Source organism: Paenibacillus sp. SER-28 (genome assembly GCF_052906305.1).
On record NZ_JBRECM010000009.1, the window covers coordinates 183,617 to 198,872 of the forward strand.

The 15,256-nt window shown below is 48.0% G+C and carries 13 protein-coding genes; all 13 read left to right on the forward strand.

Going from position 1 to position 15,256, the window contains the following annotated elements:
- Positions 1-2: 2 nt before the first annotated feature.
- The 13 genes from ACUYLD_RS19705 to yqfD all read left to right on the forward strand — a co-directional run bounded on the left by ACUYLD_RS19705 (position 3) and on the right by yqfD (position 15,251).
- On the forward strand, positions 3-1,187 hold the full coding sequence (locus tag ACUYLD_RS19705; RefSeq protein WP_446675792.1) for an exonuclease SbcCD subunit D: 1,185 nt from the start codon (positions 3-5) through the stop codon (positions 1,185-1,187).
- Positions 1,184-4,579 (forward strand): AAA family ATPase, encoded by a 3,396-nt coding sequence (locus ACUYLD_RS19710; RefSeq protein ID WP_446675793.1) that lies wholly within the window; start codon positions 1,184-1,186, stop codon positions 4,577-4,579. The genes ACUYLD_RS19705 and ACUYLD_RS19710 overlap by 4 nt, the downstream gene beginning before the upstream one ends.
- A 261-nt stretch (positions 4,580-4,840) precedes the next feature.
- Positions 4,841-5,245: a hypothetical protein gene (locus ACUYLD_RS19715; RefSeq protein WP_254330583.1), complete on the forward strand. Its 405-nt coding sequence runs from the start codon at positions 4,841-4,843 to the stop codon at positions 5,243-5,245.
- Between the two features lie 329 nt (positions 5,246-5,574).
- On the forward strand, positions 5,575-6,918 hold the full coding sequence (locus ACUYLD_RS19720; protein WP_446675794.1) for an aminotransferase-like domain-containing protein: 1,344 nt from the start codon (positions 5,575-5,577) through the stop codon (positions 6,916-6,918).
- A gap of 162 nt (positions 6,919-7,080) precedes the next feature.
- Positions 7,081-7,440, forward strand: coding sequence for a histidine triad nucleotide-binding protein (locus tag ACUYLD_RS19725; protein WP_025722131.1), 360 nt, complete (start codon positions 7,081-7,083; stop codon positions 7,438-7,440).
- Positions 7,441-7,611: 171 nt separating this feature from the next.
- The gene (rpsU, locus tag ACUYLD_RS19730) at positions 7,612-7,785 is read left to right on the forward strand and encodes a 30S ribosomal protein S21 (RefSeq protein WP_005547957.1); all 174 of its coding nucleotides are present in this window, start codon (positions 7,612-7,614) and stop codon (positions 7,783-7,785) included.
- Between the two features lie 16 nt (positions 7,786-7,801).
- Positions 7,802-8,245, forward strand: a complete 444-nt coding sequence (locus ACUYLD_RS19735) for a GatB/YqeY domain-containing protein (protein ID WP_013311146.1) — start codon at positions 7,802-7,804, stop codon at positions 8,243-8,245.
- A gap of 279 nt (positions 8,246-8,524) precedes the next feature.
- Positions 8,525-9,892 (forward strand): NfeD family protein, encoded by a 1,368-nt coding sequence (locus tag ACUYLD_RS19740; protein ID WP_039272283.1) that lies wholly within the window; start codon positions 8,525-8,527, stop codon positions 9,890-9,892.
- Between the two features lie 43 nt (positions 9,893-9,935).
- Complete coding sequence (gene floA / locus ACUYLD_RS19745; protein ID WP_039272282.1) at positions 9,936-10,937, forward strand: flotillin-like protein FloA; 1,002 nt, start codon at positions 9,936-9,938, stop codon at positions 10,935-10,937.
- Between the two features lie 44 nt (positions 10,938-10,981).
- Positions 10,982-11,560, forward strand: a complete 579-nt coding sequence (locus ACUYLD_RS19750) for a hypothetical protein (RefSeq protein ID WP_250268853.1) — start codon at positions 10,982-10,984, stop codon at positions 11,558-11,560.
- 419 nt (positions 11,561-11,979) lie between these two features.
- Positions 11,980-13,389, forward strand: a complete 1,410-nt coding sequence (locus ACUYLD_RS19755; RefSeq protein WP_446675795.1) for an amino acid permease — start codon at positions 11,980-11,982, stop codon at positions 13,387-13,389.
- Between the two features lie 378 nt (positions 13,390-13,767).
- Positions 13,768-14,061: a sporulation protein YqfC gene (gene yqfC / locus ACUYLD_RS19760; protein WP_029517796.1), complete on the forward strand. Its 294-nt coding sequence runs from the start codon at positions 13,768-13,770 to the stop codon at positions 14,059-14,061.
- Positions 14,058-15,251 (forward strand): sporulation protein YqfD, encoded by a 1,194-nt coding sequence (gene yqfD / locus ACUYLD_RS19765; protein ID WP_440722685.1) that lies wholly within the window; start codon positions 14,058-14,060, stop codon positions 15,249-15,251. Before yqfC ends, yqfD begins: the two co-directional genes overlap by 4 nt.
- Positions 15,252-15,256: the final 5 nt, after the last annotated feature.

The window sequence follows — 15,256 nt, forward strand, 5'->3', positions numbered from 1 at the left end:
GCATGCGGATTTTGCATACAGGTGATTGGCATTTGGGCCGCACGTTGGAAGGACGCAGCCGTTTGAAGGAGCAGGAGGCGTTTTTGGAAGAGTTGGCGAAAATGGCTGACGATCAGCAGGCCGATTTGATTATGATGGCTGGAGACGTATATGACTCAGTCAATCCTTCGGCCGCAGCCGAGCAATTGTTTTATGAAACGTCTGCCCGTCTTACGGCTGGAGGAAGACCACTAGTCGTCATTGCGGGCAATCATGATCAGCCGGAAAGGGTATCCTCGGTCACACCTCTGGTGAGCGGGCGTGGAATTACATTGTTGGGACTGCCCCATGGGGAAGCGGTACGCATTCGTACACCGCGAACGGGTGAAATGGCATGCATTGCAGCCTTGCCATATCCATCCGAGTCTCGTCTGAACGAGCTATTGTCTGAAGACGGAGATGAAACAGTCTTGCGCGAGGCATACAGTCGCCGTGTGGGCTTGCTGATGTCACAACTGGGTACAGCATTTCGGCCTGACACCGTTAATTTGTCAATGAGCCATATTTATGTGCTCGGCGGGCTGGAGTCGGATTCGGAACGTCCGATTCAGGTCGGGGGGGCGTATACCGTAGATCCGTCTGCTTTGAGCATTGGGGCACAGTATACGGCTCTAGGACATTTGCATCGTCCCCAATATGTGAAGGGAGACGGGCTGATGCGTTACAGTGGCTCGCCGCTGGCTTATAGCTTTTCCGAAGCCGGACAAGCCAAATCGGTTACGTTAATTGACGTGGTTGCTGGCAAGCCTGCTCAGGTCGAGGAACTGTATATCACCAGTGGACGCCCATTAGTGAGGTGGCGTGCACGGGGAGGTCTGGAGGAAGTATATCGCTGGCTGGACGAAGGATTGGATGCCGATGCCTTTATTGATCTGGAAATTACGCTGGATGAAGCGATGTCGATGGGAGATATTCAGCGGCTGCGCAAAAGCCGTGAAGGCATCATTCATATTCGCCCCATGTATCCAGAAATGGCTGCCGCACAGCTGGAGCACCAACGATCAGAACTGCCAGTGCATGAGTTGTTCCGGGCATTCTATCAGCGGCAGACAGGCGGAGCACAGCCGGATGACGGATTAGTGCAGTTGTTTCTGGAACTGGTGGAACAGGATGATGCTAGAGACCACGCTGAGGAGGATGACGCATGAAACCAATCCTTCTAAAACTGGCGGGGTTGCAAAGCTACCGGGAGTCACAGGAAATTCACTTTGACGATTTGACCGAAACTGGACTGTTCGGGATATTTGGCCCAACGGGTAGTGGAAAATCAACGCTGCTGGATGCCATTACGTTGGCTATGTACGGTAAAGTGGAGCGGGCAGTGAATGGTACACAAGGCATTATGAATCATGCTGAGGATACATTGTCTGTTGCATTTACGTTTGAATTAATGTCAGCTCAAGGTCCTCGTCGCTACCGTGTAGAACGACGTTTCAAACGTGCTGGAGGCGTATCGGTTAATAATACGCTTAGCCGTTTTATTGCGTTAACAGAGGATGGCGAGGAAGTGCTTGCCGATAAGGTGCAGGATGTGACGCGCTGTGTGGAGGAGTATATTGGTCTGAAAATGGACGATTTTACACGAGCTGTCGTATTGCCGCAGGGAAAGTTTGCGGAATTCTTGTCCTTAAAAGGCAGTGAACGCAGACAGATGCTTCAGCGTTTGTTCCATCTGGAGAAGTACGGAGACCAACTTGCGCAGAAGCTAAGCCGTCGTGTGAAAGATAACGATACCGCACTGAAAGCGTTAGAGGCGGAGCAGCAAGGGCTGGGGGATGCCAGTGCTGAAGCGCTTGAACATGTAGAGTTGCGTCTCAAAGAGGCGATTGCCAATGCAGAAGCTTCGCGTCGTGAGCTAGAGCGTGTCTCACGTGAATGGGAGGCGCTAAACAAAACCCGTGAGCTGGTCGTCGAGCTCAGCCAAAGATCGAACGAGCTGGAGCAGTTGGCAGCACAGGAGCCGGGCATTGCTTTGCTGGAGCGCAAGCTTCGCCAAGCATCTGCAGCCGAGGCATTGCTGCCTGCGCTGACGGATTGGAAGGAAGCCATTGCCGAAGCGGAAAAACGGCAAAAGAGTGCCGAAGAAATGGAAGTCTTGGCCACTACCGCGCAGGAGGCTGCGCTTGTGTCTGCGCAAGCAGATGAGCAGGCCCGGCAAGCACTCAGTGCCGAAGAACCGAAGCTATTGCTTCGGATCGACCAACTAGAGCAGGCGCTTCAACTGGAGCATGATACGGAAGCGTTGCGGACCGAACGGGAACGTCTGGCGGCCGAGCTTGTGCAAAGCGAACAAACCCTTGCTGAACATGCAGAAGGACTCGCAAAGGAACAAGAGCTACAGACGCGAGGCTTGAAGCGACAGCAAGAGCTTCAACAAGAGCTAAAGCAAAATGAAGTGCGGGCAGATGAGCGGCGTATGCTGCAAGAGGCTGTGCAACGGTTGCAACAGCTGGAAATCGCGAATGAGCAATTGCGTGAAGCTGAACTGGAGTACACCGCTCAGGAGAAACGGCTTGCGCAAGCTGACGAACGTTTAAAGCTGACGGACCAGAAGACACAGGAGACAGAGGCACGGCGTTCTGCCTTTGCTGCACAGGCAGCTGATGGTATTGAGGCATTGCTGACGTTGGAGGCAGAGATCACTGCCGATATGTCGTCACTGGCTTCCGAGGAAGAACAAATGCGCCACGAGCTCCGTGCGGAGGAGCTGGGGCGTCTCGCACAGCATCTCGCTGCCGAGTTGCGCGAAGGCGAGCCGTGCGCAGTGTGCGGCTCGCTGCATCACCCCGCGCCTGCCGTCGTTGCGGCGCATAGCGCGGATGCCGCTGCGCCAGATGAGCTGCACCGCCTGCGGCTTGGTTTGCAGGAGCTGCGCCTCACACTGCGCCAGCAGTTGCACGAGCAGCGCAGCTTGCTGGCGCAGCCCGCCACCGCAGACAGCGGCGCTGCCGCCACGGGCGAGCCTTTTACGCCTGCGGCAGCGCCAGCAGAGCCGCGCGGTATTGCCGCTTGGGTGGAGCGCTGCACGGCGCTGGAGCGTGCTGCGGCAGAGCTAGCCGCACGTGCGCATGCACTGCCTGCCGAGGCGCAGGCGCTGCGCGAGGCAGACGCCGCCGGACAGCAGCGGCGCATCCGTGCTGCTGCCGAGCAGGAGGCAGCAGCTGCAGCGCTGACGCAGGCACGCAGCAAGCGCGAGGCATGCACCACGCGCAACGAGGGGCTGCGCGCCGAATGGGCGGCGCAGCTGCCGGATGTCGCTCCGAGCGAAGCTGCGGAGCGCTACCGTGCCATGCAGGAGCGCGACGGGCGTGCGGAAGAGCTGCGGTCCCGGCTGGAGACGAGTGTGACCTTCCTCGAAGGAAAGGCGGCGCGTGTTCAACAGATACAGCAGAGTATCATCGAGGAGGACAAAATCATTATTGCCCGTCGTACAGGGCTCCAAAGCAAAGATGATTCGCTTCGTGAAAAGCTAGCACAGCTCCGAAAATGGGTTGGAGATGGCCAAGCGGCTTCATTGCTGGAAGAAGCGACCTCGCGACTGTTGGGGCTGAAAAACGGAGCCGAAGCCGCGGCACGCCGCCGTACCGAAGCGGAAGAACGCAAGCAGCAAGCCGTTCATGCTTCACTGATTGCCCGGCAGGCCTCCGACTCGGCAGAAGAAAGACGTCAGATGGCAGAGTCCCGTTGGGGCAACCGTCTGGAAGCCTCCTCCTTCGCTACGGAAGCAGAAGTCATGGAATGCTGCCTGGGACCGGAAGAAGCCGCACGCTATGAGCGTGAAGCGAGTTTGCATCGAGAACGGGAAAAAGAGCTGTCTTCCCGCTTAAAACATGTCGAAGAGCAGCTGAATGGAGCAACGGTAACAGAGGAACAGTGGGAAACGGCTACTGCACAGCTACGTGATTGCCGTGCACGCGACGAAGAGGCGCTTCAGAATCGCGCCAAGGCTGAGCGTGATTTAGAGGACTTGCAGCATCGACACGTCCGCTGGATGAAGCTGGAGTCCAATCGTATACATTTGCGTAGCGAAGCGGAAAAAATGTCCAAGCTCCAGTCTGTTTTTCGTGGCAATGCCTTTGTTGAATATATTGCCGAGGAGCAGCTCATGCAGGTCAGCCAGTCAGCTTCACGCCGCCTGCGTTTTCTGACCAAGCAACGTTACGCGCTAGAGGTAGATTCCAGCGGTGGTTTTGTCATTAGTGACGATGCCAACGGTGGGGTCAAACGTCCAGTATCGACCTTGTCCGGTGGCGAAACGTTCCTGACCTCCTTGTCGCTTGCGCTTGCGCTGTCGGCTCAAATTCAATTGCGGGGCCAATACCCTCTGCAATTTTTCTTTCTGGATGAAGGCTTTGGAACGTTGGACCCTGAGCTGCTTGACACAGTGATCACTTCACTGGAAAAGCTGCACCACGATCAATTGTCTGTTGGTGTGATTAGTCATGTGCCTGAACTACGGGCCCGTCTTCCGCGCAAGCTAGTTGTTCTTCCAGCAGAGCAGGCTGGAGGCGGCTCACGTGTGGTTATGGAAACTTTTTGAAGTAATGTGATACAGGTCACAGATACAGTTTCAAACTATTGTTATAATACAGCCAAGCCGACAAGTTAATCATACAGCACCCCGGCGGACGTATGCTGCGGAAGAAATCTTCCCGTCATACGTCCGTTCAGAGGGGCTCTGCCAAGAGCTCCCGGGGTGCTTCTTTTTTTTGCAAGCCGGAATTCGCCCAATTTGATGTAGCAAATAGCCCGTTTTTGAATAACATACGGTATACATGCAAGAGCCTAGGAGGAAACAACCATGGAAAAAAGCATGACAACCGAAAAAGTTACAGCACCGGAACAGACGGATGCTAAAACACTATGTCAAAAGCATATGCATCGTTATGTATGCGTATGGGTGAAGGACGGGACAATGTATGATGGCATTGTAGAGCATGTGGATGATGAAAAGATATACTTAGCCGTTCCTATGGGTGGAGACGAGATGGAGAAAGTCAATGTTAATCTCCCATATCCACCTAACAATTGTGGCTGCGGCTCCCGTGCTTATGGTGGCTATGCGTCTTATCCTCCGTACCCATATCCGTACCCGTATCCAGTACCCGCTTATGCATATGGGTTCCCATACGGACGCCGTCGCTTTAATCGTTTGATTCTGCCACTTGCAGCGTTGACAGCGATTAGCTTGCTGCCTTATTACTAATCCTAATTCCTTAGTCGCCAGATATAGTGAATTCTCTGCTCTCTCCCGCCTACAGTTCTTGTACAGTACAAGTGACTTTAAGGCGCATCCATACATCATCACCATGCAAGGCTGTTTCTTCCATTATGAAGAAACAGCCTCTTTTTCACGTAAACCATCCCAAATATGATCCAATAATTGAAACTGTATCAGTACAGTTCAATGAAATGAGGTATCCTGTTTATCCATAAACCATGGTAACATCTAGCGTGTAAAGAAACATAAGACGGAATAAGCATGTAATGAAATGAGCATGTAATGAGTATGTAAAGAGCAGGTGGGAGGATATTGTGAAAAAATACGTTTCAATTTTATTGGATATAGAACTTAAAATTCGCGAGGGACAATATAAATCAGGTTACAAGCTGCCGTCGGTCCGTGAGGCTTCTGAATTATACAGGTGCAGCAAAAGCACGATTTTGCGGGCATACGCTGAACTTGAAAAGAAACACGCCATCTATTCCATACCGCAAAGTGGATACTATGTAGTGGAAAATTCGGGCGATTTACACCATAGCCATATGCAAGACTTCGTTGATTTTGCCTCAGCCTCCCCGGATTTAAATGTATTCCCTTATCTGGATTTCCAACATTGTTTGAATCAGGCTATTGACACCTACAAATATCATCTGTTCACTTATGGCGATTCGCAAGGACTGGAAACACTGCGTCATACGTTGGTTTCCCATTTGGCTGATACTCAGGTGTTTGCAAAAATGGATCGGATTATCGTTACTTCGGGTGTTCAGCAGGCATTGGAGATACTCGCTAAAATGCCGTTTCCCAATGGCAAAGAAAAGGTTTTGGTCGAGCAGCCAAGTTACGATATATATTTGCGTTTTCTGGAGGAAGAGAACATACCCGTCAGTACCATCGTCCGGACAGCGGAAGGTATGGATTTTCACGAATTGGAGAATCAATTTAAGAACGAGAGCATCAAGTTTTTTTATACCATGTCAAGATATCATAATCCATTAGGAGTCTCTTACAACACAGAGGAGCGAAAAGCGATAGCTGCCTTAGCCGCCAAATATGATGTGTACATTGTAGAAGATGACTATATGGCAGATTTGGGGGCCGATCATCTTTTTGATCCCATTTATGCATACGACCAGACGGACCATGTTATTTATTTGAAAAGCTTCTCGAAAATCATTTTCCCCGGCTTACGATTAGGAGTTGCGGTATTGCCAGAAGCCCTATTAAAGACGTTTAATACCTATAAAAGATATGTCGACACATCTATTTTGTCTCAGGCGGCTCTTGATATTTATATTAAAAATGGAATGTATGAACGCCACAAGCACACGATATGCAACCTGTATTCGGAGCGCGTTCGTGCTCTTAACAAGGCTGTGGAACGATACAATCAGGCCGGATACGTTCAGACTTCAGCTGTAACCTCAGGAGTTTATATGCAGTTTAAACTGCCTCGGACGGTGAATTTGGAACGCTTGGTACAGTGTCTTTCCGCGAGGAACATCCAGGTTGTAGCTGGCAAAGGCTTTTATTTATCAGGCTATAGGGAACAAGAGAAGTTTTTGCGCATAAGTATTTCGCGCGCGCAGTTGGATCAAATTGATGCAGGGGTGAAAGCTATTATAGAGGAAGTTAGTAAGGGAAACTGGTATTAAGACCCTTTTTCCGTTATGATACATATAGAAACATAAGTATAACCAAACATGGCTGTATATGTTTCTATTCAGTGTGGGAAATACATAACTTTGAATGCCGAGAGCAAGGGCTGTTTATGCCTATTTACTTACGATCGGCTCACTGCCAAAGGAGGGTTTTGAATGGACGATCTGTTTTTGAAAATTGTGGATGGAACCATCCCCAGCAAAAAGGTGTTGGAAACCGACAATGTGCTCGCATTTCATGACATCCAGCCTGCGGCGCCAGTACACGTGCTCATTATTCCCAAAAAATATATTCCTTCGATGAATGCTGTGACGGAGGAGGATCTTCCTCTTATCGCGGAGATTCATCGTGTTGCGGTTGAGGTTGCGAAAAAGTTAGGAATCGCTGAGTCTGGCTATCGGTTGATTAACAACTGTGGCCCGGATAGTGGACAAGCGGTGGGGCATCTGCATTATCACTTACTGGGCGGCGCCAAATTGGGTGCCTTGACAGGTATTTCAGACTCACATTCTTAAAAAATGACAGAGCTTGTCTTTTCAGTAATACGGAAGTGAATGGAGAAAAATGGCCCTTTATGTATTCATTTTTTCTTATAGGTTGACACCTGGTTTCCGTTTCACCTATAATAAAATTTGATGAACCGTGTTATTGCTCTTGGACGGTCTGGTCGGAGGGAGGGAAAACTGGTGTCTGAAACTAAAGTTCGCAAAAACGAGACAATTGATGCTGCACTTCGTCGCTTTAAACGTTCCATTGCTAAGGATGGCGTATTGGCTGAGGTGAAGAAACGCAAGCATTATGAAAAGCCAAGCGTAAAGCGCAAGAAAAAGTCCGAGGCTGCTCGTAAGAGAAAGTTCTAGGAGGATCTAAGCAATCATGAATTTGAGCGAACGATTGAACGAAGATATGAAGCAAGCAATGAAGAGTAAGGACAAGTTCAAACTCTCCACCATTCGAATGGTTCGTTCTACGATTAAAAATCTTGAAATAGATTTGAAACGGGATTTGGACGACAACGAAGTGCTTGATATTCTGAGTCGTGAGATCAAACAGCGAAAAGATGCCCTCCATGAATTTGAAAAAGCCGGTCGTGATGAACTTGCGACAAGCACTAAAGCAGAAATAGAGATCATCGCTCAGTACCTTCCCGAACAACTTTCTGAGGAAGAAATTAAAGTTATTGTACAGCAGACCATCCAGGAAACCGGTGCTTCTTCGAAAGCCGAGATGGGGAAAGTAATGACGGCCTTGATGCCTAAGGTAAAAGGCCGCGCTGACGGTAAGCTCGTGAACCAAGCGGTTCAGCAATTTCTGCAATAAACCTGCGACAAACAGGAAAACACAACACCCTCTGTTTACAGAGGGTGTTATTTCTATATAAGCGATGCCTACCATAGAATGTAATGATGAAAGATTCTTATATGTAAGCGTTATCGTTAATTGTGTGAAACGTGATGTCCATTGGGTGCGTAAAGTATCTGACAGCCGTCAGGATTAGCAATATACCCAATAATTTCACATTAAATCCTGAAAACTGTATAGTTTGTCTAACAAAGTTTGGTATGCTGTAACATAGAAAGATCGAAAGGGGGGAGAGAAATGCATAGAGAACATCACCACTCCAGTCGCAAATTGATCTTTTTAACGTTGTGGATTATGGTATCCGTTTTGCTGTTACCCTTAGTTCATTCTGAATCAGCGGCGGCCCAAACTAAAGGTGGAGCTGTGTTTGTTATACCAGTTGATCAGGAGATTGAGCAAGGTCTGGGCAAATTTATGGAACGTGGATTTGCAGAAGCAGCAGATTTCAAAGCAGGTCTGATTTTACTGGATATTAACACTCCCGGTGGACGGGTAGATACAGCGGAGAAGCTGGGCAAACTGATTAAAGACAGTCCAATTCCGACCGTAGCCTATATAAGGGGCGAAGCGGCCTCAGCGGGTAGCTATATTGCGTTGAGCGCAAACAAGATTGTTATGAAACCGGGGAGTATTATCGGAGCAGCAGCGTTAGTAGACGGCAGGGGGCAGGCTATCACAGATCCAAAAACGATAGCCTGGTGGAAGAGTAGCATGGCATCTGCCGCAGAAGCTGGCGGACGTAATCCGGATATTGCCAGAGGTATGGTTGACTCTAAAACGACCATATCTATTCCAGAGATGAACTTTAATAAGGAAAATGGTCAGATCATTTCTTTAACCAGTGAGGAAGCGCTGAAGTTGGGTTATGCGGATCACATCGCGTCTTCCGAACAAGAAGTTATCCAGTGGATGGGTTACAGCATGGATGATGTAATTCATGTGGAGCGAACATGGGCTGAAAAAGCAGCCGAGATATTGACCAACCCAATTGTGCAGACGTTGCTTTTATTTATCGGTATCGCGGGTATCGTTATTGAGCTGCTCGTACCTGGTTTTGGTGTACCGGGAATTTTGGGCATACTCGGATTTGGGTTGTATTTTTTCGGCAATTATATCGCTGGTTTTGCAGGTTCGGAGACGTGGTTGTTGTTTATTATCGGTCTGGCTCTGCTTATCCTTGAAATGTTCATCCCAAGCTTTGGTGTTTTGGGCATTTTGGGTTCAGTCAGTCTTGTCGCCGGAGTTGTTCGCGCAGCATACAACATGCAGCACGCGTTTATATCTTTGGGCATTGCCTTTGCAGCTGCGGTTGCCGTGGTGGCGATCATTGCGGTTGTATTCAAGGACCGAGGGATATGGAACCGTTTTATACTTAAAGAAAGTTTAACGGCTGACCAAGGTTTTTCTTCAGTTGTGAACCGGGAAATGCTATTAGGTCAACGGGGTGTCAGTCTGACACCACTTCGTCCAGCCGGAACGGTGCTGATCGCTGATGAGCGAGTCGATGTTGTAACGAACGGCGAGTTTATTGCTACAGATATGCCGATTATAGTATCCAAAGTAGAAGGTGGGCGTATTGTGGTCAAGGCAGACACTAGCGTCTAAATAAGTAAACAACAAAGAATTAGATTAATGGAGGATGATGCGAGTGTTCGAATCAGGTATTGTCAGCGTTTTGCTGATTGCCGTTGTAGTGATTATTGTATTGAGCGTATTTTTCAGTTTCTTCCCGGTGATGCTGTGGATTTCAGCATTGGCTTCGGGTGTGCGCATTGGTATCATTACGCTGGTAGCTATGCGGTTACGGCGCGTCACGCCAAGCCGAATTGTCAATCCGCTCATTAAGGCAACCAAGGCGGGTCTGGGCTTGAACATCAACCAGCTGGAAAGCCATTTTCTCGCAGGAGGGAATGTAGACCGAGTGATCAATGCGTTGATTGCTGCGCAGCGAGCTAACATTCCGCTTGAGTTTGAACGTGCGGCAGCGATTGACCTTGCGGGACGGGATGTTCTGCAAGCGGTCCAAATGAGCGTTAATCCGCGTGTTATTGAGACACCTATTGTGGCTGCGGTCGCCAAGGATGGTATCGAAGTAAAGGTTAAAGCTCGTGTTACGGTGCGTGCCAACATTGATCGACTTGTTGGGGGTGCCGGAGAAGAAACGATTATTGCACGGGTCGGTGAAGGTATTGTTACAACCGTAGGTTCCAGTAACTCGCATAAGGACGTATTGGAGAATCCAGATTCAATTTCAAGAACTGTATTGTCCAAAGGTTTGGATGCCGGGACAGCATTTGAAATCTTGTCCATTGATATTGCGGACGTTGATGTAGGTAAAAATATCGGTGCTTTTCTACAAACAGAGCAGGCGGAAGCCGACAAACGTATTGCGCAGGCAAAAGCAGAAGAGCGGCGTGCGATGGCTGTAGCGCAGGAGCAGGAAATGAAGGCACGTGTTGTAGAAATGAGAGCACGCGTGGTGGAATCCGAGTCCGAAGTGCCGCTGGCAATGGCTGAAGCGCTGCGTGGCGGGAAGCTTGGCGTCATGGACTATATGAATTTGAAAAATATTGAGGCAGATACGCAAATGCGTAGCTCCTTAGGCAAACCGAATGAGAACTCGGGGAATGACAACAAGAACCGGGATTAATAACGGGACATAGCCGATGAATTACGGCAGCTAGGTGGTGAGTAATGAACTTTATCAGCTGGATCTTTGAACATTTGTATATCCTGATCGTGATTGGCTTTGCTTTGGTGTCCTTCTTGGGGAAAAGCATCCAAGGTACAGGGCGGAAATCACCGCCGCGAAAAGGTATGCCTACCTTTGGGGGTGATCATGGTTCTCGCGGGCTCTCGACGTCATCCAGACCCTTCACAACGGAACATGGGCAAGAGCAGCGCCAGCAGGATGTTGCTGGTGAGTTGCAACGTCAATTTCCTAATGAACGACGGGCGGTTATGGAGGCTCGTCGTATAGAAGAAGTGGGCGATCGGTCGGAAACGGAAGAACGGATGGACCGGGATTCATTAGATAACGGTTCGACTCTAGAGGATCGGATCCGTGCTATGGAAGAAGAACGCAGATTGGTTTTAGCCCGTCTCGATCGTATATCCAACGCGAGGGAGTCAGGGGAAATTACAGATGCGCCAGAGATAGCTTCGCAAGACCGTAATACGGTGGATACGGCTGATCTGCGCAGAGGTGTGATTTGGGCAGAAATATTAGGTCCTCCGCGTTCCAAGCGCTACATGGGTGGAGGAAGACGTTAAAATGATAGTGGATCCGTCACGGCTTTGGCTGTGGCGGATCTTTTTTGTGATGCTTTAGGAATACATAAGCATGCTCAGAATAAAAAGTGAATTAACGACAAATGCTCTAATTACCTGACAACGAATGTGATAATCTCTTGTGTGCCCTAGGTTTCTAACATTTGCTGTCATCTAAAATGGCGGCATTTTGTCTAATTTAGGGCCTCATTTATGAAAATATATTCGTGAAAAATGATCAAATGTAACAATATGAATGAGGCTTTCCGAAAGCAGTTTTCATTTTTTCTTTTTTATATATAATGTTCTCAATGATAGATACTTATGAAATTAACTCCATATTTAGCTAAAATTTGATTTAAATTGAGGTGATAAAACGAGGTTATAAAAATGAAAAATTAATTTTTAGGAGGATGGAATGGATGGGGAATAGCTTGTTCAGAAAGAAGAGCATTGATCAGTTGATTGCTGCTACGCGGGGAGAAAAAGCACTCAAAAGGGAACTGGGTGCGTTTGATTTAACGATGCTTGGAATTGGAGCCATTATTGGAACGGGGATTTTTGTGTTGACAGGTACGGGAGCAGTTACAGCTGGTCCAGGCTTGGTTCTTTCTTTTGTGATTGCGGGACTCGCCTGTTTATTCGCAGCATTGGCTTATGCGGAGTTTGCATCCACCGTTCCAGTATCCGGTTCTGTTTACACTTTTACATATGCAACGATGGGGGAACTATTGGCCTTTATTATTGGATGGGATTTGATTTTGGAATACATGCTGGCAGCCAGCGCCGTTTCCGCAGGTTGGTCGGGTTACTTTGTATCATTTTTGAATGGAATTGGCCTTCACATTCCGCTTGAATTCACTGCTGCACCTGGGGCTTTAAAAGACCAAACGACTTATTTTAATCTCCCAGCTTTTTTAATTTTGATGGGTATCACGTTCTTACTTTATTTTGGGATAAAAGAATCAAAACGGATAAACAACATCATGGTAATCGTAAAAATTGTTGTTATTTTATTGTTTATCATTGTTGCTTTTAAATATGTGAAGCCAGATAACTGGACACCGTTTATACCGTTTGGGTTCAATGGGGTGTTTGGAGCCGCAGCTCTTGTGTTTTTTGCTTTTATTGGTTTTGATGCTGTTTCATCAGCAGCTGAAGAAACCAAAAATCCCGCTCGTGATTTACCGCGAGGCATTATTTTCTCACTTGTTGTTTGTACATTTTTGTATGTCGTTGTTAGCGCGATTATGACTGGTATAGTACCGTTTATGCAATTTGAAGGTATCTCTCACCCTGTGTCATTGGTATTGCAGGTTGCGGGTCAGAACTGGGTTGCAGGTATTATAGATATAGGAGCTATCTTAGGAATGACAACGGTCATGCTGGTTATGCTCTATGGTCAAACTCGCATTATGTTTGCTATGTCACGTGACGGCTTAGTCCCCAAAGTATTATCCAAGGTTCATTCCAAATATAAAACGCCCTACATTAACACGTTGTTTTTCGGTACTTTATCTGCATTAATGGGTGGGCTGATCCCGTTAGATGAGTTAGCTAGTTTGGTGAACATTGGAACCCTGTCAGCATTTATTCTGATTTCGATCGCCGTCATCGTTATGAGAAAAATACAACCTGATTTGCCAAGGGCCTTCCGATGTCCTGGAGTTCCGTATATTCCAATTCTGGCTATCGTTTCATGTGGGGTGCTCATTCTTAATTTGAATGGTCAGACATTTATTCGCTTTATGATTTGGCTTGTCATTGGTATGGTTGTTTACTTCTTATACTCTAGAAAAAACTCTCTTTTGAATCGAGATACCGAGAAATAACCGTGTCATATAATGAAAATCAAAAAAGCCAATCTTGTTTTCGATATGAAAACGAGGTTGGCTTTTTTGGTTGTGAATTTTGAAAGACCCATCTTTTGCCTCTGCAATATAGTAGCAGCTACGAATTGTAAGTTTAGCCTCATAAATGCGGGGACTGGATCATAAAATGTACAGAACAGATATCTGTGGCGCTGGTGTAATGGTGTTCACTGATAATAAGAATATACGATGAAAAGCCAGCAGCGTAGCTGCCATGAAACATCTATGGGTCCGAATGGCAATAACAGAAGATGAAAAAATAGCAGCGTGCTGTCATCAAAACAACTATGAGCCGATGGATAACAGATGTTTTGATGACGGGAAAGGAGATTTCGCCGTATGAGCAGGATGAGCCGCAAACTGCGAAAGTGGGCCAGCGAGACGCTGGAGCTTCCGCAGGACATTCTATTTGACTTGCCGCGGTTAACCCTCATCGGCAGCCGCCAGCTTTATGTGGAGAATCACCGGGGCGTGGTGGATTTCACGCCGGATCAGCTCGTACTTGCACTTGCGCAAGGCAGGCTGAGGGTGTCCGGCCATGATCTAGTCATTACGTCTATTCTGCCAGAGCAGGTAAGTGTGGAGGGACATATAACGGATATCCAAATGGAAGGAACGGAGGAAGGCTCGTGAAACATCCTGCTTTAGCAAAGCTGCATGGCACGGTTACCCTTGCTGTCAAGGGCGAAAGTGTGGAAGCTTTCATTAATTTACTCACCGATCAACATATACCTGTTTGGAACGTGCGGCCGATGGGTACTAGACATGCAGAAATGAACCTTCTGCTGCCGCACGTCTTCCTCCTACGCCCGCTTTTGAGAAGGACAGGCTGTAAAATGCATGTTCTGAAGCGGCAAGGGCTTCCCTTTACTGTTATACGACTTGCCAAACGTAAATTTTTTCTGGCTGGATTGGCTTTGTTCTGGATAGGTCTCCTGCTGATGTCTTCGCTTATCTGGGACATTGAAGTGAAGGGGAATGATAAGCTCTCGACGGAATCCGTTCTCAAAGCCGCCCGACAGGAGGGGCTGTATCCGTTTCAATGGAGCTTTCGTCTTTCCAGTCAAGACAAGCTTTCCCGTGCGCTCATGCAGAAGCTTCCAGAGGCATCCTGGATCGGTGTGGAAAAACAGGGTACTTTGGTGACGATTCAGGTTGTTGAAGCTTCACAGCCTACCCCTGCGCCGCTCTACAGCCCACGTCATATCATCAGTAAGGCAGATGCGGTAGTCACTGAAATTTTTGCCGAGCAGGGTCGTCCTGTCGTGCATAAAAATACGCGTGTCAAAAAAGGAGCCATTCTCATCTCGGGAACGCTTGGAGATGAGGAGAATCAGCAGCAGGTCGTAGCCAAAGGAGAGGTTAAGGGTCTTGTATGGCATGAATACGAAATTAGCAGTCCCACGGTGCAACGCAGCAGCACGTATACAGGTACCAGTCACGACCGCTTGTATCTGGTGTTAGGCAACCGTGCGATACAATTGTGGGGATATGGGAAAATACCTTATTCTACACATAAAACAACAGTTGAACATGATCCGCTAACCTGGCGTTCCTACAAACTTCCAATGGGTTGGATGACCGAAAGTGTGAGGGAGACAAAGATACAAGAGCAGAAGCTTACGGAAGCAGAAGCGAAAATGTCAGGAATAGAAGGCGCGCGAGCTGATATTTTAGCTAAATACGGCAAAGGAACGAAAATAATAAGTCAAAAAATTTTGCATGAGAAGAGAGAGAATGGTAAAGTTTATATGAAAGTGCTTTTTGAAGTGGAGCAGGATATTGCGGAAGAACTTCCGTTAGTTCATAACCAAGGAGAATGAGGCTA